The sequence below is a fragment of the Streptomyces sp. enrichment culture genome (genome assembly GCF_964272855.1).
Taxonomy (GTDB): domain Bacteria; phylum Actinomycetota; class Actinomycetes; order Streptomycetales; family Streptomycetaceae; genus Streptomyces.
Map to the genome: position 1 here is coordinate 3,721,015 of NZ_OZ186847.1, position 20,057 is coordinate 3,741,071.

Annotated in this window: 17 protein-coding genes; 4 read left to right on the plus strand and 13 right to left on the minus strand. The window is 71.4% G+C overall.

Going from position 1 to position 20,057, the window contains the following annotated elements; genetic code table 11:
- Positions 1 to 156 precede the first annotated feature (156 nt).
- From ACSU6L_RS15950 to uvrA, 4 genes are all read right to left on the minus strand, one after another.
- Positions 157 to 948 carry an ABC transporter permease gene (locus tag ACSU6L_RS15950; RefSeq protein ID WP_437057415.1) on the minus strand — a complete coding sequence of 264 codons (792 nt, stop codon included), beginning with the start codon at positions 946 to 948 and terminating at the stop codon, positions 157 to 159.
- Positions 945 to 1,901 carry an ATP-binding cassette domain-containing protein gene (locus ACSU6L_RS15955; RefSeq protein ID WP_437057416.1) on the minus strand — a complete coding sequence of 319 codons (957 nt, stop codon included), beginning with the start codon at positions 1,899 to 1,901 and terminating at the stop codon, positions 945 to 947. The genes ACSU6L_RS15950 and ACSU6L_RS15955 overlap by 4 nt, the downstream gene beginning before the upstream one ends.
- A 34-nt stretch (positions 1,902 to 1,935) precedes the next feature.
- Positions 1,936 to 2,601 carry a DUF4097 family beta strand repeat-containing protein gene (locus ACSU6L_RS15960; protein WP_437057418.1) on the minus strand — a complete coding sequence of 222 codons (666 nt, stop codon included), beginning with the start codon at positions 2,599 to 2,601 and terminating at the stop codon, positions 1,936 to 1,938.
- 208 nt (positions 2,602 to 2,809) lie between these two features.
- Positions 2,810 to 5,251 (minus strand): excinuclease ABC subunit UvrA, encoded by a 2,442-nt coding sequence (uvrA, locus tag ACSU6L_RS15965; RefSeq protein ID WP_437057420.1) that lies wholly within the window; start codon positions 5,249 to 5,251, stop codon positions 2,810 to 2,812.
- 81 nt (positions 5,252 to 5,332) lie between these two features.
- Here uvrA and ACSU6L_RS15970 point away from each other — a divergent pair, with 81 nt between their 5' ends.
- Positions 5,333 to 6,094 (plus strand): TioE family transcriptional regulator, encoded by a 762-nt coding sequence (locus ACSU6L_RS15970; protein ID WP_437057422.1) that lies wholly within the window; start codon positions 5,333 to 5,335, stop codon positions 6,092 to 6,094.
- Here ACSU6L_RS15970 and ACSU6L_RS15975 read toward each other — a convergent pair.
- Positions 6,033 to 6,803, minus strand: a complete 771-nt coding sequence (locus ACSU6L_RS15975; RefSeq protein WP_437057424.1) for a CDP-alcohol phosphatidyltransferase family protein — start codon at positions 6,801 to 6,803, stop codon at positions 6,033 to 6,035. The two genes, ACSU6L_RS15970 and ACSU6L_RS15975, sit on opposite strands and share 62 nt — an antisense overlap.
- Positions 6,804 to 6,989: 186 nt before the next feature.
- Here ACSU6L_RS15975 and ACSU6L_RS15980 point away from each other — a divergent pair, with 186 nt between their 5' ends.
- The 3 genes from ACSU6L_RS15980 (at position 6,990) to ACSU6L_RS15990 (ending at position 11,692) form a co-directional block, all read left to right on the plus strand.
- Complete coding sequence (locus tag ACSU6L_RS15980; RefSeq protein ID WP_437057426.1) at positions 6,990 to 7,955, plus strand: isopenicillin N synthase family dioxygenase; 966 nt, start codon at positions 6,990 to 6,992, stop codon at positions 7,953 to 7,955.
- A gap of 102 nt (positions 7,956 to 8,057) precedes the next feature.
- Positions 8,058 to 10,151 (plus strand): hypothetical protein, encoded by a 2,094-nt coding sequence (locus ACSU6L_RS15985; RefSeq protein WP_437057428.1) that lies wholly within the window; start codon positions 8,058 to 8,060, stop codon positions 10,149 to 10,151.
- Positions 10,151 to 11,692: a hypothetical protein gene (locus tag ACSU6L_RS15990; protein ID WP_437057430.1), complete on the plus strand. Its 1,542-nt coding sequence runs from the start codon at positions 10,151 to 10,153 to the stop codon at positions 11,690 to 11,692. Before ACSU6L_RS15985 ends, ACSU6L_RS15990 begins: the two co-directional genes overlap by 1 nt.
- A 4-nt stretch (positions 11,693 to 11,696) precedes the next feature.
- Here ACSU6L_RS15990 and ACSU6L_RS15995 read toward each other — a convergent pair whose 3' ends face one another.
- The 8 genes from ACSU6L_RS15995 to hemL all read right to left on the minus strand — a co-directional run bounded on the left by ACSU6L_RS15995 (position 11,697) and on the right by hemL (position 19,819).
- A complete protein-coding gene (locus ACSU6L_RS15995; RefSeq protein ID WP_437057432.1) occupies positions 11,697 to 12,116 on the minus strand; it encodes an SRPBCC domain-containing protein in 420 nt (139 codons plus the stop codon).
- 75 nt (positions 12,117 to 12,191) lie between these two features.
- Positions 12,192 to 13,304, minus strand: coding sequence for a c-type cytochrome biogenesis protein CcsB (gene ccsB, locus ACSU6L_RS16000; protein ID WP_437057434.1), 1,113 nt, complete (start codon positions 13,302 to 13,304; stop codon positions 12,192 to 12,194).
- Positions 13,301 to 15,001 carry a cytochrome c biogenesis protein ResB gene (resB, locus tag ACSU6L_RS16005; RefSeq protein WP_437057436.1) on the minus strand — a complete coding sequence of 567 codons (1,701 nt, stop codon included), beginning with the start codon at positions 14,999 to 15,001 and terminating at the stop codon, positions 13,301 to 13,303. The genes ccsB and resB overlap by 4 nt, the downstream gene beginning before the upstream one ends.
- A gap of 4 nt (positions 15,002 to 15,005) precedes the next feature.
- Complete coding sequence (locus ACSU6L_RS16010; RefSeq protein ID WP_437057438.1) at positions 15,006 to 15,773, minus strand: cytochrome c biogenesis CcdA family protein; 768 nt, start codon at positions 15,771 to 15,773, stop codon at positions 15,006 to 15,008.
- A 1-nt stretch (position 15,774) separates the two neighbouring features.
- Positions 15,775 to 16,374, minus strand: a complete 600-nt coding sequence (locus ACSU6L_RS16015; RefSeq protein WP_437057440.1) for a TlpA family protein disulfide reductase — start codon at positions 16,372 to 16,374, stop codon at positions 15,775 to 15,777.
- A 66-nt stretch (positions 16,375 to 16,440) separates the two neighbouring features.
- The gene (locus tag ACSU6L_RS16020; protein WP_437057442.1) at positions 16,441 to 17,673 is read right to left on the minus strand and encodes a polysaccharide deacetylase family protein; all 1,233 of its coding nucleotides are present in this window, start codon (positions 17,671 to 17,673) and stop codon (positions 16,441 to 16,443) included.
- Between the two features lie 146 nt (positions 17,674 to 17,819).
- Positions 17,820 to 18,506 carry a histidine phosphatase family protein gene (locus ACSU6L_RS16025; RefSeq protein ID WP_437057444.1) on the minus strand — a complete coding sequence of 229 codons (687 nt, stop codon included), beginning with the start codon at positions 18,504 to 18,506 and terminating at the stop codon, positions 17,820 to 17,822.
- A complete protein-coding gene (gene hemL / locus ACSU6L_RS16030; RefSeq protein ID WP_437057446.1) occupies positions 18,503 to 19,819 on the minus strand; it encodes a glutamate-1-semialdehyde 2,1-aminomutase in 1,317 nt (438 codons plus the stop codon). Before hemL ends, ACSU6L_RS16025 begins: the two co-directional genes overlap by 4 nt.
- Positions 19,820 to 20,057: the final 238 nt, after the last annotated feature.

Here is a 20,057-nt window from a genome sequence, read left to right on the forward strand (position 1 = left end):
CCCCTGGAACGGTGCCTGGGTGGGTGGGGGTGGGGGTGGCCCGAAGTTTCCGATCACCTCACGAGAACGGGGCGGCGTAATCCGACGGGATGTCGGTGCACGCCGCCCCGGGGGGTGGGACGAGTCTGCGGGGAGTGGCCCGCGTTGCCATCGTGGTTACTTCGGGTCGTTGTCGAACTTGGAGGTCGACCAGAAGTAGCCGAGGATCACGAGGCCCAGGCACCAGGCGACGGCGAGCCATCCGTTGTTGCCGATCTCGGTGCCGAGGAGCAGGCCGCGCAGGGTCTCGATGGCCGGGGTGAAGGGCTGGTACTCGGCGACCGGCTGGAACCAGCCCGGCATGGAGTCGACCGGCACGAAGGCGCTGGACAGCAGCGGCAGCAGGATCAGCGGCAGCGCGTTGTTGCTGGCGGCCTCGGCGTTGGGGCTGACCAGGCCCATGCCGACCGCGATCCAGGTGAGGGCCAGGGCGAAGAGGACGAGCAGTCCGAACGCGGCCAGCCACTCCAGCGCGGAGGCGTCGGTGGAACGGAAGCCGATGGCCACGCCTACGGCGCCGACGAGAATCACGCTCATCACGGACTGCAGCACGCTGCCGACGACGTGCCCGACGAGCACCGAGGGGCGGTGGATCGCCATCGTGCGGAAGCGGGCGATGATGCCCTCGGTCATGTCGTTGGAGACGGAGACCGCGGTACCGATGGTGGTGCTGCCGATGGTCATCAGCAGCAGGCCCGGGACGATGTAGGCGATGTACTCCGAGCGGCCGCCACCGCCGCCGCCGATGCCCGCGCTCATCGTGTCGCCGAAGATGTAGACGAAGAGCAGCAGCAGCATGACCGGCGTGAGCAGCAGGTTCAGCGTCAGGGATGGGTAGCGCCGGGCGTGCAGGAGGTTGCGGCGCAGCATCGTCGACGAGTCGCGCATCGCGAGGGAGAGGGAGCTCATCGGACGTCCTCCTTGGACTGGGCGGGGATGACGGTGGGGCTGGTCAGGGCGAAGAAGACGTCGTCGAGGTCGGGGGTGTGGACGGTGAGTTCGTCGGCCTCGATGCCGGCGGAGTCCAGCCAGTCGAGGATGGAGCGCAGTTCGCGCTGGCTGCCGTCGCTGGGCAGTTGCAGGGCGAGGGATTCGTCGTCGCGGGAGGCCTCGCGCAGTGCGGAGACGGCGTGGTGGTAGGCGGTCGGGTCGGTGAAGCGGAGGCGGACGTGTCCGCCGGGGACGATCCGCTTGAGTTCGTCGGCGGTGCCCTCCGCGGCGATCCTGCCGTCGTTGAGGACGGCGATGCGGTCGGCGAGTTCGTCGGCCTCTTCGAGGTACTGGGTGGTGAGGAAGACGGTGGTGCCGCCGGTGACGAGTTCGCGGATGATCTGCCACATGTTGTGGCGGGAGCGGGGGTCGAGGCCGGTGGTGGGCTCGTCGAGGAATATGATCCGCGGGCTGCCGACCAGGGTCATGGCGATGTCCAGGCGGCGCTTCATGCCGCCGGAGTAGGTGGAGGCGGGCTTCTTCGCGGCCTCGGTGAGGTCGAAGCGTTCCAGCAGTTCGGCGGCCACCCGCCGCCCCTCACGCTTGGACAGGTGATGCAGGTCGGCCATGAGGAGCATGTTCTCCTCGCCGGTGATCAGGCCGTCGACGGCGGAGAACTGCCCCGTCACCCCGATCGCCGCGCGCACGGCCTGCGGGTCGGCGGCGAGATCGTGGCCCGCGACCCGCAGCTCGCCGGCGTCGGCGGTGATGAGCGTGGACAGGATCTTCACGACGGTGGTCTTGCCCGCGCCGTTCGGACCGAGGAGGGAGAAGATCGTCCCTTCCGGGACGGCCAGGTCGATGCCGTCGAGGACGGTCTTGTCGCCGTAGGACTTGCGCAGCCCGTTCGCCGCGATGGCCAAGCTGGTCATGAGAAGTGCCCCCTGTTTCAGTGACTTCGAGCGGTTACAGGCTGCGGGCGGTGATGTCGCCCTGACCGGTGGTGGCGTGGATGTCGAGTTCGGCGGTGCCGTCGTTCTTGAGGGTGTTGCTGATGCGGCCGTAGCCGGTGCCGGCGTCCAGGGAGGCGGAGACTCCGCGGGCGGCGCCGACCGAGATGCCGCCCTGCTCGGTGCGCAGGGTGACCATGCCGTGTACGGCCTCGGTGATCTGGATGTCGCCCCGCTGGGTGCTGATCTCCGCGGGGCCGCCGAGACGGCCGACCGTGATGTCGCCGTCGAGGGCGGCGAGGCGGGCGCTCGCGGCCTCGTCGAGCTTGACCGAGCGGTGGCCGCCCGCGAGGGCGACGTCACCGAGCCGTCCGACGCCGCGGAACTCGGCGGCGGCCGCGTTCGCCTCGACCCGCGATCCGGCGGGCAGCTGGACCGTCACCTCGACGGACCCGGACTGACCGAGGACCCGGTTCTTCGCCTCCGGCGCCTCGATCCGCAGCACGCCGTCGCTGTAGACGACCTGCACCTGCTCGGCGGCCTTCACGTCACGGCTCTTGGCGGCGTCGGCCGGCAGGACCTCGACGGTGGTGTCGGCGCGGTCGGCGGCGATGAGCTGGATGCGTCCGGCGGGGATGTCCAGGACGGCGGTGACGGCGGCCGGGGTGTCGAACTTCTGCATCGTTCTTCTCCTTCATCCGACGCCGGGCCTTTTTGCGACCCGGCGTTTCCGATGAAGGAAACGCTACGTTGCGTTCAGATATCTGGCAACGAACTTGTTGCGCGCTATAAGTGTTATTACAGCTCAGAGCCATTATTTCGTTGCAACGGTTGTCGAACTAATGCAACGAGCTCTCTCTCACATCGTTGCAATGAGACTGCCGTGAACGCTACAGCGCGGCCCCCTCGCCCACGAGCTGTCCGCCCCCCGCCCCGCCCTCCGGCCCCAGGTCGATCAGCCAGTCGGAGGCTCGGACGACGTCCTCGTTGTGTTCGATCGTCACGACGGAGTGGCCCGCGTCGACCAGCCGCTGGAGGACGTCCAGCAGACGGGCGGTGTCGGCGGCGTGCAGGCCGGTCGTCGGTTCGTCGAGGAGGTAGAGGGTGCGGGCGGTGGTCCTGCGGCCCAGTTCCTTCGCCAGTTTGATGCGCTGGGCCTCGCCGCCCGACATGGTCGTCGCGGGCTGGCCCAGGGGCAGGTAGCCGAGGCCCACGTCCGCCATGCGGCGCAGGCGGGTGGCGACCGCCGGGACCTCCGCGAAGACGTCCAGGGCCTCCTCCACCGTCGCCTCCAGCACCTCGGCGATGTCGTACCCCTCGTAGCGGACGGACAGCACCTCGCCGCGGAAGCGGCGGCCCTGGCAGGCGGGGCAGCGGACCTCCACCGCGGGCAGGAAGTGCATGTGCACGGTCAGCACGCCCGCCCCCTCGCAGCGCTCGCAGCGGCCGCCGGGCACGTTGAAGGAGAAGTGGCCGGCCGTCAGACGGCCGCCCGAACGGGCCGCGAACGCCTCCCTGATCGGGGTGAACGCCTCCGAGTAGGTCGCCGCGTTGGAGCGCGGCACGCGGCTGATGGGCTCCTGGTCGATGGTGACGACCTTGCCCAGGTGCTCCCAGCCGTCGATGCCGTCGTGCGCGCCGGGCAGGTCGCCCGCGCGGTAGAAATGCCGGCGGGCGGCGCGGTCGACGATGTCCAGCAGCAGGGTCGACTTGCCGGAGCCGGAGGGGCCGGTCAGCGTGACCAGGCGGCCCAGTGGGATCCGTACGGTGATGTCCTTCAGGTTGTGCTCGCGTGCCCCCCGGACGACCAGGGCGCGGTCCGCGTCGCCCCGGCCCTTCGACGCCGGTGCGGGCAGCCGGCCGGACAGGTACGCCCCGGTGACCGAGCCCTCGGTCGCCGCCACCTCCTCCGGTGTGCCCTCGGCGACCACCCGGCCGCCGTCCCGGCCCGCGCCCGGTCCGATGTCCACGACGTGGTCGGCGGCGCGCAGGACGTCCAGGTCGTGCTCGATCACGAGGACCGTGTTGCCGAGGTCGCGCAGCCGGCGCAGGACGTCGATGAGGCGGGCGGTGTCCGAGGGGTGCAGGCCGATGGTCGGCTCGTCGAGGACGTAGAGCACGCCGGTCAGGCCGGAGCCGAGCAGTGCGGCGAGGCGCAGCCGCTGGGTCTCGCCCGCCGAGAGGCTGGGGGTGGGCTGGTCCAGGGTGAGGTAGCCGACGCCGACGTCCACCAGGCGGCGCACCCGCTCGGTGAGGTCCGCGACGACCGGTTCCACGAACAGCCACTCGTCCGGTGTCACCTGCTCCCGCAGCCCGGCCAGCCAGGCGGCGAGTCCGGTCAGCGGCAGCCGTGCCGCCTCCACGATGCCGAGACCGCGCACGGTCACCGCCCGGCTCTCCGCCCGCAGCCGGGTCCCCGCGCACGCCCGGCACGGCTCCTTCAGCATCAGGCGCTCGGTCTTCTCCCGGTACTCGACGTCGTCGATCCGCTCGGCGTACCGGCGCATCAGCGCGGTGGCCACGCCTTCGAAGCGGCCCGCGGAGACGGTGGCGGGCGGTTCGGTGTCCGGGAAGTGCGTGCGGAACTCGGGGGATTCCACGCCGTGGAGGAGCAGGGTCCGGGTGAGCGGGGCGAGTTGGCGTATCGGGGTGTTCGCGGAGAAGGCGAGGCCGTAGTGCTCGGCCGCCGCCCGCAGCAGGACGAGGTTGCGCTCGGTCGCCTTGGGGTGCCAGCCGACGACCGCCCCGTCCGCGACGGACCGCTCCTCGTCGACGAGTTGCCGTACGTCCGCGCGGATCACCTCTCCGAGCCCGGTGCACTCGGGGCAGGCCCCGGCCGGCTTGTTGAAGGAGAACGTGCCCATCACCAGTTCGGGCACGGCGGTGCCGCAGTGCGGGCAGGGCGTCGTGCCGGGCTCGGCGTCCTCGTCGTACGGGGACGCCGAGGAGTGGGCGGGCGGGACGCGCTCGCCGCAGGACGGGCAGGGCCGGACGCCGATCCGCGACCAGAGCAGGCGGAGGTAGGTGAAGACCTCGGTGACCGTGCCGACCGTGGAGCGCGGGCTGCGGTTGGTGTGGTGCTGGTCGACGCTGATGGACGGGGACAGGCCGGTGATCGAGTCGACGGCGGGCTTGCTGACGAAGCCGGTGACCATGCCCAGCGACTCCATGTACTGCCGCTGGCCCTCCCGGTGGAGGGTGTCGAAGGCGAGCGTGGACTTTCCGGAGCCGGACAGGCCGGTCAGGACGACCAGCTTGTTCTTGGGGAGGGAGAGGGAGACGTTCTTGAGATTGTGGAGACGGGCACCCGTGACGTGAATGGAGTCGTCCATGGCTTCAAGTCTTCCATTGAACTTCCTGTTGGGACTTTTGCCCGGGAACTGCCGTCGCAGGGTCGCGTAACCTTCAAATCCGTGAGTGCAGACAAGCGGCTCCGGCCCGTCGACCTGGCCCGTCTCGCCGGGGTGTCGACCCAGCAGATCCGCAACTACGAGGACGCGGGAGTGCTCCCGCCCGCCGCGCGCACGGAGTCCGGCCACCGCGCCTTCACGCCCGTCCACCGGCAGGCGCTGCTGACCTACCGGGCGCTGTCGAAGGGGTACGGGACGACCGGCGCCGCCAGGATCATGCAGACCGTGCACGCCGGTGACGTGCCGGGTGCCCTCGCCCTCGTGGACGCAGCGCACGCCGCGCTGCACGCGGAACGCGTCGCTCTGGAGGCCGCGCGCCAGGCCCTGGAGACGCTGGCGGGGCGGGAACCGGCCGAACTGCCCAGCGGCGGACTGCGGATCGGCGAGGCCGCCGCGCTGATCGGCGTACGGACGTCGGCGCTGCGGGTGTGGGAGGCGGCCGGGCTGGTCACCCCGGAGCGGGAGCGCGGCACGCGGTACCGCGTGTACCGGCCCGTGGACGTGCGGGACGCCCGGCTGATCCACACGCTGCGCCGCAGCCACTACCCGCTGGACCAGATCCGCCCGGTGCTGGAGGGGCTGCGCCGGGAGGGCAGCAGCGAGGCCCTGCGGGCGGCGGTCGCGGCACGCGGCGAGACACTGACGGCCCGCACCCGGGCGATGCTCGGAGGTGCGGGCCGCCTGTACGGCTATCTGGACGTGCTCAGCGAAGCCGCGACGACGCCAGGATCGACAGCAGGTGGGCCGGGACCATCAGCCAGGTGATGAGCGCGAGCGCGGCCAGCGCCCAGCGGGTCACCTCCACGCCGCCGCCCAGGACGGTGTCCGCGACGGCCGCGGCCAGCAGCACGAGGGACGCCTCGATGCCGTTCGTCACGCGGTGGATCTTGAACGCGGCGGCCACCCGCCGTACCGTCGCCACGCCCTGGGAGCGCGGCCGGGTCGCCTCGTCGTCGGCGACCGCGAGGCCGCGCCGGGCGCGCGCCACGTCGACCAGATCGGTGGACGCCTTGAGGAGGACGACGCCCAGGGCCGTGGCGATGCCCAGCGACAGCCAGCCGCCCAGGCCTGACTCCGCGGCCCGGTAACCGGCGCCCGCCAGCAGGGCCGCGTCGGCCAGGTAGGCGCCGAGGCGGTCGACGTAGATGCCGGTCGCGCTGTTCTGGCCCTTCCAGCGGGCGACCTCGCCGTCCACGCAGTCGAAGAGGAGGAAGAGCTGCATCATGAGGGCGGCCAGGACGGCGCCCGTCAGTCCCGGGATCATCAGCGCCGCCCCGGAGGCGACCCCGCACACGACCATCGTCCAGGTCAGCTGGTCGGGGGTGACCGGGGTGCGCACCAGCTGCCGGGTGAAGCGCAGGGAGATCCTGCGCATGTACAGGCGGCCCGCCCAGTGCTCGCCGTTGCGGCTCGCCAGCTTCGCGTGCGGCTGGCACACCTCGCGCAGCTCCTGAAGCACCGGAGCAGCAACCATGGACGTTCCTCCCGACGGGACCCCGACTGCCGCTCTGCGCGCGGCGATGATCGGCTCAGGTTACAGACCGCCGGACGTCCGCCGAACGCCGCGTTGCCCGGGGCCCGCCGGGGGGAAGAGTGGGGGCATGGACCCTCGTGATGGAACATCCCCGGCTACATCCCCGGCTGCGGAACGAGGACATCGGTGAGTGAAGCCCGTGTCCCGGCCGTCGACCTGCGCCCCTGGCTCGGCGGCGGCCCGGACGACCGTGCCCGGATCGCCCGCACCGTCGACGAGGCGCTGCGGAGGGCCGGGTTCCTGCTGGTCACCGGGCATGGGGTCGATCCGGGGCTGCGGGCGCGGATCCGGGCGGCGGCGCGGGAGTTCTTCCTGCTGCCGACCGGGGTGAAGCGGGCGTACGAGGCGAGGGTCGGCGGGCGCGGCTGGCTGGGGCCGGGGGCGGAGGCCAACGGGTACGCGGAGGGGACCGAGACCCCGCCGGACCTGAAGGAGTCGCTGACGTTCGCGACGCACGAGCCGTTCGACGACCCGGTCGTGAACGCCGAGTGGTACGCGCCGAACGTCTGGCCCGCCGAGGTGCCCGCGCTGCGGCCGCTGTGCGAGGAGTACCTGGCCCGCATGGCCGAGCTGGAGAACCGCCTCCTGGAGCTGCTGGGCCACGCCCTCGGTCTCGACGCCGACTTCTTCACCCGGCACATGGACCATCCGACGTACGGGTTCAACATCAACTGGTATCCGGGGCGGGACGTGACCGGGCCGCCCGAGCCGGGGCAGTTCCGGATCGGGCCGCACACCGACTTCGGGACGGTGACGATCCTCGACCGGCAGGCCGGCAAGGGCGGGCTCCAGGTGTACACGGACGACGGGGGATGGCAGGACGCGCCTTTCGACCCCGAAGCGTTCACCGTCAACGTCGGTGACCTGATGGCCCGGTGGACCGGCGACCGGTGGCGCTCCGGGCGGCACCGGGTGCTGCCGCCGCCCGCCGACGCGCCCGCCGAGGAGCTGATGTCCCTGGTCTACTTCGGGGAGTGCACCCCCGGCACCCTCGTGGAGTCCGTGCCCGCGCCGGTGGGCCGGGTCGCGTACGAGCCGGTCGACTCGCACGTCTACCTGCGGGCCAAGCTCGATTCGATCGCCGTGAACTGACGCTCCGGCATTTCGTGACCCAACGGTCACCACTGAATCTGGTCCGAATCAACGCCCTCTATTTACCCTGGAGTTGGGGTCGCGTCGGACGGGGGAGGTTCGGTGCACAGACGGTTGCACGGGCGCGCGGCGTTGTTCGGGACGGATCCGGCCGGACTCGCTCCGCGGCTGGTGGGGCTGCGTCCGCACCAGCACCGTGCGGTGTCCGTGGAGCATCCGCGCGAGGTGCCGTTCGTCGTGCTCACCGGCGCGCGCGGGCTCGGCAAGAGCGCGGTCCTGGAGGAGCTGCGGGACGCCTACCGGGGGCACACGCCGGTCGCGCTCGTCGACTGTGCCGCACCGGAGTTCGCCGCACCGCCCTCGGGGCGGCCCGCCGAGGCCTGGTCGCCGTTGGCGCACGCGCTGCTGGTGATCGCCGAGCAGCTGGCCGCGCCGGTCACCGGGGCCGGGCGGATCCAGTTCCCGCGGCTGATGTCGGGGCTGGTCGCGGTCGCGGCCGGCGGCTGGGGCGACGCCGACTCGGAGCGCATCCGGCGCGAGGTGGAACGGATCCTGCTGCTGAACGAGAGCGGATCGTGGCTGTCGGGGATCGCCGGGCGGTGGGCCGGGCGGGTCGCCGCCAACGTGGTCACGGCGGTCAGCGGCACCGGGCAGCTGCTGACGGCGGCCATCGAGGCCACCCTCGACTCGCTCTCCGAGGGCTTCGGCAACCGGCGGCACCAGCGGGCCTCCATCTGGTACCGGGACTACCCCAACGCGGGCGGGCACGCGCGGCGCGGTCTGATGCTGCTCTCCGGGCACTTCCGGGCGGGCGGCACCTCACGGCAGCACGCCGAGCGGTACCTCGTGCGGGCGCTGCTCGCCGACCTCACCGAGGCCTACGCCGGTGTGCTGCCCCGGATGCAGCGCATCGGGCGGCCCCTCGTCCTCGTCGACAACGCGCAGAGCCCGCCGGGGCCGGGCCTGATGGACGCCGTGCTGCGGGATCGGGCGGAGGACATCGCCGACCAGGTGGTGTTCGTCGCCGGGCTGCGCGGCACCGGCGACCTGCTGCGCAGCGCCGTCCGGCGGGAGCTGTCCGAGCTGGCGCGGCGCACCGACTGGACGCCGGACGCGGGGGCGCCCTCGTCGCGGGCGCTGCTGGTGCCGCTGCCGCCGCTCGGCCCCGACGACACCCTGCACATCGTGGGCGCCGCCTGCGGGGAGCTCGCCGTACCGCCCCAGCTGCCGCACGCCACCCACCGGCTGACCGGCGGCAACCCGCTCGGCATCACCGTGCTCGCGGAGGCCGCCGCCCAGCGGCAGCCCGGCGCCGGCTCGCTCGGCGAGCTGCTGACCGGGGAGGTCCGGCTCGCGCAGGACCAGCCCGGCGCCCCCGCCTACCTCGAACTCCTCGACCAACTCGTCCCTGCCGACCGCCTGGACGAGCTGACCGTGCTCGCCGCCGCCCACGACCACGACTCCGCGTGCGCCCTCGCCGCCGTGCTCCTCTCCGACGCGTTCGGCCCCGCCGACGTCCGGGCCCTGGAGACCCGGCTCGCGCAGGAGGGGCTGCCCCCCACGCCGGGGCAGTTCGTCGGGGACCCCTTCGTACGGACTCTGCTGCTGCTCCGGCTGCACCACCTGGACGCGGACCACGCGCGCTGGCGTCTGGCGCACGAGACGCTGATCCGGCACTACGCGTCCGCCGGGGACGGCACCGTAGGGACCGGCTACCGGCTGCACCACCAGCTCGCCCTCGGCGACACCGAACCCGCCGTGGCGCGGCTCCGGGACGCCTTCCCCGTCCTCGGCACCCGCGGCTGGCTCGCCGCCCTGCGCTTCGTCGCCTCCGCGCCCTACTTCCACGCGCACGACGCGCAGGGCCGCGACTTCACCGGGCGGGGCGACGGGCGGGCGGCGGTCGCGCTCGGGCGAACCGACGCGGGATACGACGTGCCGGACGGGGCGGATCCGACGCTGCATCTGCGGGTGCGGCGGCTGCTGCACGCGGTGTGGCAGCTGTCCGACCCGCTGGTGCTGCCCGACAGCACGGTGTCGGACCGGCTGCGGTTCGAGCTGGAGCAGCTGTCCAACCTTCGCCCCGCGGGCAACGAACTGCTGTGGCGGGCGTCCCGGGAGTGGCCCGAGGACGCGCTCGCCGGACGGCCGCTGCGGCTGCCGGAGGACGACGACCAGAACGCAGGGGGTGCGTGATGCGACGTGGATTCTGGGTCTGGCTGCGCGAGCACGTCTGGGAGATCCCGCTGCGCCGGTATCTCGCCCTGCTGCTGTCTGCCGCGCTGGTCGCCGGGCTGGCCCTCGCCGTCCGTGCGGTCACCCGTGAGGACCCCTCCTGCGCACCCGGCGTCGTACGCCTGGAGGGCAGCGACGAGTGCGTGGGCGTGTCGACGACGGCGTACGACTTCGGGCAGCCGCGGCTGCGTGAGCTGCTGCGGGCGATCGACCGGGAGAACCGGTCGCTGAAGGAGGGCGGTTACGTCACCGTCGCCCTGCTGGAGCCGTTCACCGCGACCGACCGCGACACCGTCAACCACGTCCTGCACCAGCTCCAGGGCACCTATCTCGCGCAGTACCAGGCCAACCACTCCGCGAACGGGCAGACCCCGGCGATCCGGCTGGCGCTGGCCAACCCGGGGGCCGGCGGGGACCACTGGGAGCACACCGTCGACGAGCTGGAGCGGCTGGCGAAGGGCCCGGAACGGCTGCGGGCCGTGACGGGGATCGGGCAGAGCACCGACTTCACCAAGAAGGCCGTACGGGAGCTGACCCGGCGCGGCATCCCCGTGATCGGCTCCTCCATCACCGCCGACGACCTCGCCAACGGGCAGGGCGGCGCCGACCCGTTCCCCGGTCTCGCCCGGGTCTCCCCCACCAACACCGACGAGGCCCGCGCGCTCGCCTCGTTCGCCAAGGTGACGGCGGGGCGGGCGCTGCTGGTGTACGACAAGCCGGGCGACCCGTACACGCGCACCCTCCAGGAGTCGTTCGAGCGGCTCATCGACGGCTCGCCGTACGAGCCGCAGCCGTTCACCCCGCCCGCCGACCGCAGCCAGGAGGGCACCACCGCCAACACGTTCCGGCAGATCACCCACCTGGTGTGCGACACCTCCCGGGACACCGACACCATCCTGTTCGCCGGGCGGCACACCCAGCTGCGGCAGTTCGTCAACGCGCTCGGCGGACGCGGCTGCCAGGACCGGAAGTTCACCGTCCTCACCGGCGACGAGGGGTCCTACCTCACCGGCGACCACGACCTCGACCGGAGCGCGCTGCGCAACCTCTCCGTGCGCTACACCGCGCTCGCCCACCCCGACGCCTTCACCGAGGACCCGCCGAGGACCGGCGGCTCGGAGGCCGACACCCGGGTGCTGGACGGGCTCCTGACGGACAGCGTGCGGGAGCCGGTCGGGCCGATCGGACCGGTCGACCTGGAGGACGGGCAGCTGATCATCGCGTACGACGCGATGCGGCTCGCGGTGCACGGCATCCGCGAGGCCACCCCGGACGGGCGGACGGACCCTCCGCTGACGGACGTGGGCCTGCAGTGGCCGCAGGTGAAGGGCTCGCTGCGGGTGAACGGTGCCAGCGGGTGGATCTGCCTGGACGTGCACGGCAACCCGTACGACAAGGCCGTACCGATCGTCGAGCTGACCCCGCGGGGGCGGGCGCGGTTCGTGGAGATCGCGTGGCCGGAGGGGAAGCCGCCGGGGAAGGACTGCCTGCCGCCGTCGTAGACGTTCAGCCCGGCCCCAGCTCTTCGATCAGACGTTCGAAGCGGGTGCGCCAGCCCTGCTCCGTCTCCCCCTCCCCCTCGAACTCATGGGTGAAGCGGAGCACGCTGGCCCGCGCACCGGCCCGCTCCAGATGGAAACGGATCCGGCCGCCGCCCTCCACCGTGTACTCGGCGACCCGGTCCACGTCCCACGCGGTCACCCGCCCGGACCCGACATCACGCAGCGTGACCGCCCCGCCCAGGCGGTGCTCCAGCTCGTCGGCCGGGGTGAACCAGGTCGCCAGCCCCTCCGCGGTGGCCAGCGCCGACCAGACCGACTCCATGGAACACGGCAGCCGGACCAGGAAGTGCAGGATGTGCGTGTTCCCGTGGGTCTGGCTGGTCCCCTGCTCGATGGATCCGCTCGCTCCGGCCGTTCCGGTCATGATTCCAGCCTGACCCCTCGCGCAAAGTTGCGCACGTGGTCGGGGACGCCCGCCCCGCGTGCTGTCGTACGCGGGTCAGAACCCGACGGCCTGGAGCGCCCCGAGGCCGACGTCGGCGTAGGAGTGCTTGCCGGAGACGAAGATGTTCACGCCGTAGTAGTTGAACAGCCAGCAGGCGAAGGCGCCCAGGGCCAGGTAGGCGGCCTTGCGGCCCTTCCAGCCGGCGGTGGCGCGGGCGTGCAGGTAGCAGGCGTAGGCGACCCAGGTGATGAAGGACCAGACCTCCTTGGGGTCCCAGCCCCAGTAGCGGCCCCACGCGTCACCCGCCCAGATGGCGCCCGCGACGATCGTGAACGTCCACAGCGGGAAGGCCGCCGCGTTGATCCGGTAGGAGAACTTGTCCAGCGAGGCCGCGGCGGGCAGCCGCTCCAGGACCGAGGACGCGAAGCGGCCGGGCTGTCCGCCGCGGGCCAGCTTGGTCTCGTAGGAGTCGCGGAACAGGTAGATGACCGTGCTGACCGCGGCCAGGTAGAAGACCGCGCCGCAGAAGATCGCCGTGGAGACGTGGATGTACAGCCAGTACGAGTGAAGGGCGGGAACCAACTGGTCGCTGGCCGTGTACAGGACGGTGACGGCGAGACCGAGGTCGAGGAGGACCGTGGTGGTCAGGAACAGCCCGATCCAGCGGACGTTCTTCTTCAGTGCCAGCAGCACGAGGTACGTGCCGACGGCCACCGTGGTGAAGGTGATGTTGAACTCGTACATGTTGCCCCACGGCGCCCGCTCCACCGAGAGGGCCCGCGAGAGCACCCCGCCGAACTCCAGCAGGAAGGCCAGCACGGTGAGCGAGATGGCGATACGCCCGTAGAGGTCGCCCTTCTCGTTCCCGCCGTGCGCCCCCGGCCCGTCCGGCACGTCCCGCGTCCCGGCCTGCGCCCGCACCGTGACCTGCGGCCGCTCCAGTACGGCGGTGCCGCCGGCCTTCTTCACGGTCACGGCCGGGCCGGCCTTCGCCGCCGCCTCGTCGGAGGTCAGCGCGGCGGCGGTGCGGGCCACCTTGCTGCGGCTGCCGAAGAGCCATTCGGCGATGTACGCGAAGAAGGCCACGGTGTAGACGGCCATCGCGGAGTAGATCAGCGTGTTGCTGAGGTTCGCGAGATTTTCGTTCGTCGCGGCGGCGAGAGTCACTGCTGGTCAGACCCTTCGGCAGGTACAGGGGATTCTGAGGGGTCGTCGGCATCGGGCGCGCCCGGTGCCTTCTCGTAAAGGGTCTCGGCGAGGTCGCCCAGCTCCTCGGGCACCTTGGCGGACTCGCTGCGGCCGAGCCCGGCCATCTCCACCACGGTGACGCCGTCGGGGCCCTCGGTCGCCCGCACCCACACCCGTCGGCGCTGGACGAACAGCGAGGCCGACAGGCCCAGGATCGCGATGACGGCACCGCCGAGCGCCCAGCCGCCGCCCGGCTCCTGGACCATCTGGAACCCGGCCCACTCCCGGACCTCCCGCTCGAAGGTGATCGAGCCGGCGCCGTTCGGGAGCGTCAGGGTGTCGCCGGGCTTCAGCTGCTTCTTCAGCAGCTCGCCCTTGTCGTCCTTGAACTCCTTGAGGTGCTTCTTGTCCAGCTGGTACACGCTCTGCGGGATGCCCGAGTCGACGCCGAGGTCGCCGTGGTAGGCGGAGACGGCGAGCATCGGGTTCACCAGCGCCGGGAACTGCGACAGCATCGTGCCGCCGCCGTAGGTCGGCAGGAAGAACAGGTTGAAGCCGAGCTGCTCGCTCTTGCCCTTGGCGTCCTTGTAGCCGTCCATCACCTTGACCACGCCGGACGAGGTGACGTTGCCGTCGAGCGGCAGGAGGGGCACGGCGTCCTGGTAGACGATCCTGCCCTTGCCGTCGCGGACCGTGACGACCGGCGCGTAGCCGTGGCTGACCAGGTAGACCTTGGCGTCGCCGATCTCCAGCGGCTCGTTCACCTTGACGGTGGTCGAGCGCTCCTCGCCGTAGGCGCCCGCGCTGTAGGTCAGGTCGGCCTCGTAGATGCGCGGGGTGCCCCGGTTGGGGCCGGACGCCTCGTAGGTGCCGGTGAAGTTCTTCAGGTCGAAGCTGAACGGCTCCAGGTCGTCGTTGCTGAAGAGGCTGCCGGACTTGAAGTCGTCGTACTGGGAGAGCGTGTTGGCGAACCCGTCGCCCTCCACGACCAGCTTGTTGCCCTCCGACTTGAACAGCTGCCCCCAGCCGAAGGCGATCAGCATCACGATCAGCGCGATGTGGAAGGCGAGGTTGCCGACCTCGCGCAGATAGCCCTTCTCGGCGGCGACGGCGTCACCGGCGAGATGCGCGCGGAAGCGGCGCTTCCGCAGCAGCTCCAGCGCGGCCTCCCGCACCTCCTCCGGCTTGGCCCCGGTGCGCCAGGTGGTGTGCGCGGGCAGCCGGGTCAGCCGCTTGGGGGCGGCCGGCGGACGGCCGCGCAGCTGGCCGACGAACTGCCAGGTCCGCGGGACGATACAGCCGATGAGGGAGACGAACAGCAGGATGTAGATCGCGGAGAACCACACCGAGCTGTAGACGTTGAAGAGGCCGAGCTTGTCGTAGACCGGCGCGAGGGTGGTGTGCCGCTCCCGGAAGTCCTCGACCTTCATCGCGTCGATGCCGGTCTGCGGGATCAGCGAGCCGGGGATCGCCGCCAGCGACAGCAGCAGGAGCAGCAGCAGCGCCACCCGCATCGAGGTGAGCTGCCGCCAGAACCAGCGGATCCAGCCGACCACGCCGAGCGCGGGCAGGTTGGCGGCCTCCTCGCGGGGCGCGGTGGACAGCTGGGAACCGGCGGCGCCGAGGTCCTGGTCGTCGTCCTGGCCCTCGGGGGCGCTGGTTGTCGTCTTGCTCATCGATTCAGATCCCCACAGTGAAGCCGTTGGACCAAACCTGCATCTCCTGCACGAAGCGGTCCCAGGCACCGGTCAGCAGCAGCACGCCCGTGACGATCATCATCGTGCCGCCGATGCGCATCACCCAGACATAGTGGCGCTTGATCCAGCCGAAGGCGCCGAGGGCCTTGCGGAAGGCGACCGCGGCGAGCACGAAGGGGACGCCGAGGCCGAGGCAGTAGGCGACGGTCAGCAGCGCGCCGCGGCCCGCGCTCGCCTGCTGCATCGCCAGGGCCTGCGCGGAGGCGAGGGTCGGGCCGATGCAGGGCGTCCAGCCGATGCCGAACAGCGCGCCGAGGAGCGGGGCGCCGGCCAGGCCGGCCACCGGCCGCTTGTGGAAGCGGAACTCACGCTGGGTGAGCCAGGGCATCAGGCCCATGAAGAAGACGCCCATGAGGATCATGAGCACGCCGAGCACCTTCGACAGGACGGTCTGCTGCTCGCGCAGGGACTCGCCGAAGTAGCCGAACAGCGCCCCGCCGGAGACGAAGACGGCGGTGAAGCCCAGCACGAACAGGGAGGCGCCGGCGACCATCCGGCCGCGCCGGGCCTCGGCGAGGTCGGTGCCGGTGACCCCGGTGACGTACGACAGGTAGCCGGGGACCAGCGGCAGGACGCACGGGGAGAAGAAGGAGACGAGACCGCCGAGCACGGCGATCGGCAGGGCGAGCAGCAGCGCCCCGTTCAGCACGGTCTGGTTGGGGTCGGTGGCCGCGGCGAGCGTGACGGTCACGTCACTTCCCCGACTTCTCCGCGAGCACCGGCTCGATCATGCCGCGCAGCTTCTCCTCGCTGAGCGCCGAGAGGGCACGGGCCGCGATCTTCCCCTCCCGGTCGATGACCAGGGTGGAGGGGACGAGCTGCGGGTTGAGGGTGCCCTTCTCGAAGCGGAGCATCAGCTTGCCGGTCGGGTCGTACAGGCTCGGGAAGGTGATCCCCTGCTCCTCCTCGAAGGCGAGGGCCGGGGTGAGGCTGGTGTCTCGGGTATTGACGCCGACGAACTGGACGTCCTCGTCCTTGAGGTCCTCGTGCACCTTCTGGAAGTTCTTCGCCTCGATCCGGCAGGGCCCGCACCAGGAGCCCCAGAAGTTCACCACGAGGACTTTGCCCTGGTAGTCGGCGGTGCTGAGCTGCTTGCCGTGGATGGTCTTCCCGGACAGCTCGGGGGCCTCGGCACGCTTGCCCTGGGCAGCGGTGGCGATGCCTTCCTTGCCGGTGACGAGGTTGGTGTTGCCGCCGCCGCCCGATGTTCCCCCGGACGTGCACGCGGACAGCGCCAGCGCGGTGACGACGGCACCGGCGGCGAGCAGAGTGGTACGGCTGGCGGCAGTCATGTGAAAAGTTTCGCATGCCCGTTCTGGGGATCTTGGGCACCCCCCTTACAGGCGGAAACCCCCATTTCAGAACCGCTTCCAGCCCCCGGCCGGCGCCTGCCCCACCTCCAGTGTGCGCAGCTTGGCCAGCACCTCGGGCCGCTGTACGTCCAGCCAGTCGGTGAACTGCCGGAAGGAGACCAGGCGTACGTCCTCGCCCTTCTCCTTCTCCCGTGCGATGTGCTTCAGCGCCTCCTCGACGGCGTCCATGTAGATGCCGCCGTTCCACTGCTCGAAGTGGTTGCCGACGAAGAAGGGCGCCCGGTTTGTCTCGTACGCCCGCTTGAATCCCTGTATGTACGCCTGCGCCGACTGCTCGCGCCAGGCCGGGTAGTTGTGCGCGGGCGCGTTCGTCGAGTTCACGGACTGGTTGGCGAGCATGTTGTAGTCCATGGACAGGACCTCGAACGAACGCCCGGGGAAAGGTATCTGCTGAAGCGGGAGATCCCATATCCCCTGCTTCTTGTCCGGCCAGACCTGACGTCCGCCCGGCGAGGAGGCGTCGTAACGCCAGCCCAGCTCCCGCGCGGTGGGCAGCAGGTTCTCCTGCCCGAGGAGACAGGGCGCACGGCCGCCGACGAGTTCCTTGTCGTAGTCGAAGGGCAGGGACGGCAGGTCGCTCCAGCCGGTGTTGGTGCGCCACTCCTTCACGAAGGACTTGGCCTGCTCGATCTCGCTGCGCCACTGCTGCGGTGTCCAGTTGCCGACCGACCCGGAACCGGCGCAGAAGTGACCGTTGAAGTGCGTGCCGATCTCGTGGCCGTCCAGCCAGGCCCGGCGGAGGTTCTTCAGCGTGTCCTTGATGTGGGCGTCGGTGAGATAGCCGATGTCGGAGGCGCCGCGCTGGTTGTTCGGCGGGTCGTAGAGCCGCTTCTTCGACTCGGGCAGCAGATACAGCCCCGAGAGGAAGAAGGTCATGTGCGCCCCGTGCTCCTTCGCCAGGTCCAGGAAGCGCGGGAAGAGCCCGTTGCCGACCTCGCCGGCCCCGTCCCAGGAGAACACCACGAACTGCGGCGGCGTCTGCCCCGGCTCCAACGGCTCCGGGGCCGGGGGCTGGTGGGGCTGCTTGCCGGTGTAGGCGGTGGAGCCGTCCCCGATCGGCCGGGCGGCCGGCGCGCTCGGCTTGCCCTTGCCCTTGCCGGAACCCCCGGCATGGGAGGAGCCGTCTGAGGAGGTGTGGGTCCCGCACCCCGCGACGCCGAGCGCGGCGGCGGCTCCCGCCCCGAGTCCGATCGCTCCCCGTCGGCTGATGTGACGCATGCCGTCCCCCGTCCGTCGTGCTCTGTGGTGGTCACCCAGTCAGAGGGCACGACGAACGGGGAGGTTGCCCCGGATTATCCGCTTTTCGTAACAAGTGCGGAGGTATGGGGCCTAGGCCGGGTTGAGAACCGCGACCGGGCCGGGGCTCACGCCCCGAACGCCTTGCCCTTCCCCTTCACCGGCTTGGCACCGGCGAGGAGATGCGGCGGGACGAGATCGCGGGCCGGCTCGCTGTAGCCGACGGAGACGATCCGGTCGCCGTCGTAGGTGAAGGAGGTCAGCGAGGCGAGGGTGCACTGCCGGCGGCGCGGGTCGTGCCACAGCCGGCGCCGCTCAACGTACGACCGCACGATCCAGATCGGCAGCTGATGGCTGACCAGCACCGCCTCATGCCCGCGGGCCGCGTCCTTGGCGGCGTCCAGCGCCCCCATCATCCGCACCACCTGGTCGATGTACGGCTCGCCCCACGACGGCTTGAACGGGTTGACCAGGTGCTTCCAGTTGTCGGGCTTCTTCAGGGCGCCGTCGCCGACGCCGAAGGTCTTGCCCTGGAAGACGTTGTCGGCCTCGATCAGCCGCTCGTCGGTGGCGACGTCCAGCCCGTGCGCCTTGGCGATCGGCGCCGCCGTCTCCTGCGCCCGCTCCAGCGGCGAGGCGCCGACGTGGGTGACGTCACGGGAGGCCAGGTGCTCGGCGACCCGGTCGGCCATCCGCCGCCCCAGGTCGGACAGGTGGTAGCCGGGCAGCCGCCCGTACAGGATCCCGTCCGGGTTGGCGACCTCACCGTGTCGCATCAGATGGACGACGGTGATGTCCCTGCGGGTGCCGCTCATGCCGTCGCCTCCGCGGCCGCCCGGGCCGCCGCCGGCAGCGCGTCGGCGATCCGCTGCACCGCCCGCTCGTCGTGGGCCGTGGAGACGAACCAGGACTCGAAGGAGGACGGCGGCAGGTAGACGCCGTTCGCCAGCATCGCGTGGAAGAACGCGGTGAAGCGGAACGACTCCTGCGCCTTGGCGTCCTCGTAGTCGCGCACCGGGCGGTCGGTGAAGAAGACGGAGAACATGTTGGATGCGTTCTGCAGCGTGTGCGTCACACCCTCCTTCGTCAGCGCCTCGCTCACCAGCGCCTGGATCTGCTGCGACACCGCGTCGACCTTGGTGTACGCCGCGTCGTCGAGCAGCCGCAGCTGGGCGAGGCCCGCGGCGGTGGCGATCGGGTTCCCGGAGAGGGTGCCGGCCTGGTAGACGGGCCCGGCCGGGGCGAGGTGCGCCATCACGTCGGCACGCCCGCCGAACGCGGCGGCGGGGAAGCCGCCGCCCATGACCTTCCCGAAGGTCATCAGGTCCGGGACCACCCCGTCGACGCCGAACCACCCGGCGCGGCTGGTCCTGAAGCCGGTCATGACCTCGTCGGAGATGTACAGCGCGCCGTTCTCGGCGCACACGTCCTTCAGCCCTTGGTTGAACCCGGGCAGCGGCGGCACGACGCCCATGTTGCCGGGCGAGGCCTCGGTGATCACACAGGCGATCTCGCCGTGGTGCGCCTGGAAGGCGGCCCGCACGGCGTCGAGGTCGTTGTACGGCAGCACGATGGTGTCGCCGGCCTGCGCACCGGTGACGCCGGGCGTGTCGGGCAGCGCGAAGGTGGCGACGCCGGAGCCCGCGGCGGCCAGCAGCGCGTCGACGTGCCCGTGGTAGCAGCCGGCGAACTTGATCACCTTGGACCGGCCGGTGAACCCGCGGGCGAGCCGGATCGCCGACATGGTGGCCTCGGTGCCGCTGGAGACGAGCCGCACCTGCTCGACCGGCGCGACCCGGGCGACGATCTCCTCGGCGAGCGCGACCTCGCCCTCACCGGGCGTGCCGAAGGAGGTGCCGCGGGCGACGGCCTCCTGGACGGCGGCGATGACCTCGGGGTGCGAGTGGCCGAGGATCATGGGGCCCCAGGAGCACACCAGATCCACGTACTCCCGCCCGTCCGCGTCCGTCAGATACGGCCCCCGGCCGGACACCATGAACCGGGGTGTGCCGCCGACGGCGCGGAAGGCGCGCACCGGGGAGTTCACTCCGCCAGGCGTGACGGCGGCCGCACGGTCGAATAGAGCCTGTGAGACAGGCGCTTCGTATGAATAGGGCAGTTCGCTCATGACCTGCGACTTCTCCGACTTCTCGGACTCCGGTTGCTGGGGTGACCTCCTCAGGGTAGGCGTCCGGACAACCCGGCGTCGGCCCCACCCATCTGCGAAACTGGGCATGGCTTGGTCAGAGGGACCGGCTCCCCGGCGCATGGATCCTGCGGACAGGTGGTCCCCGCACGTTTCGGCGCGCGGCCGTGGGGGAGGTCACTGACACGATGATCGGGTTGCGCGGCGGGGGCCACGCGTC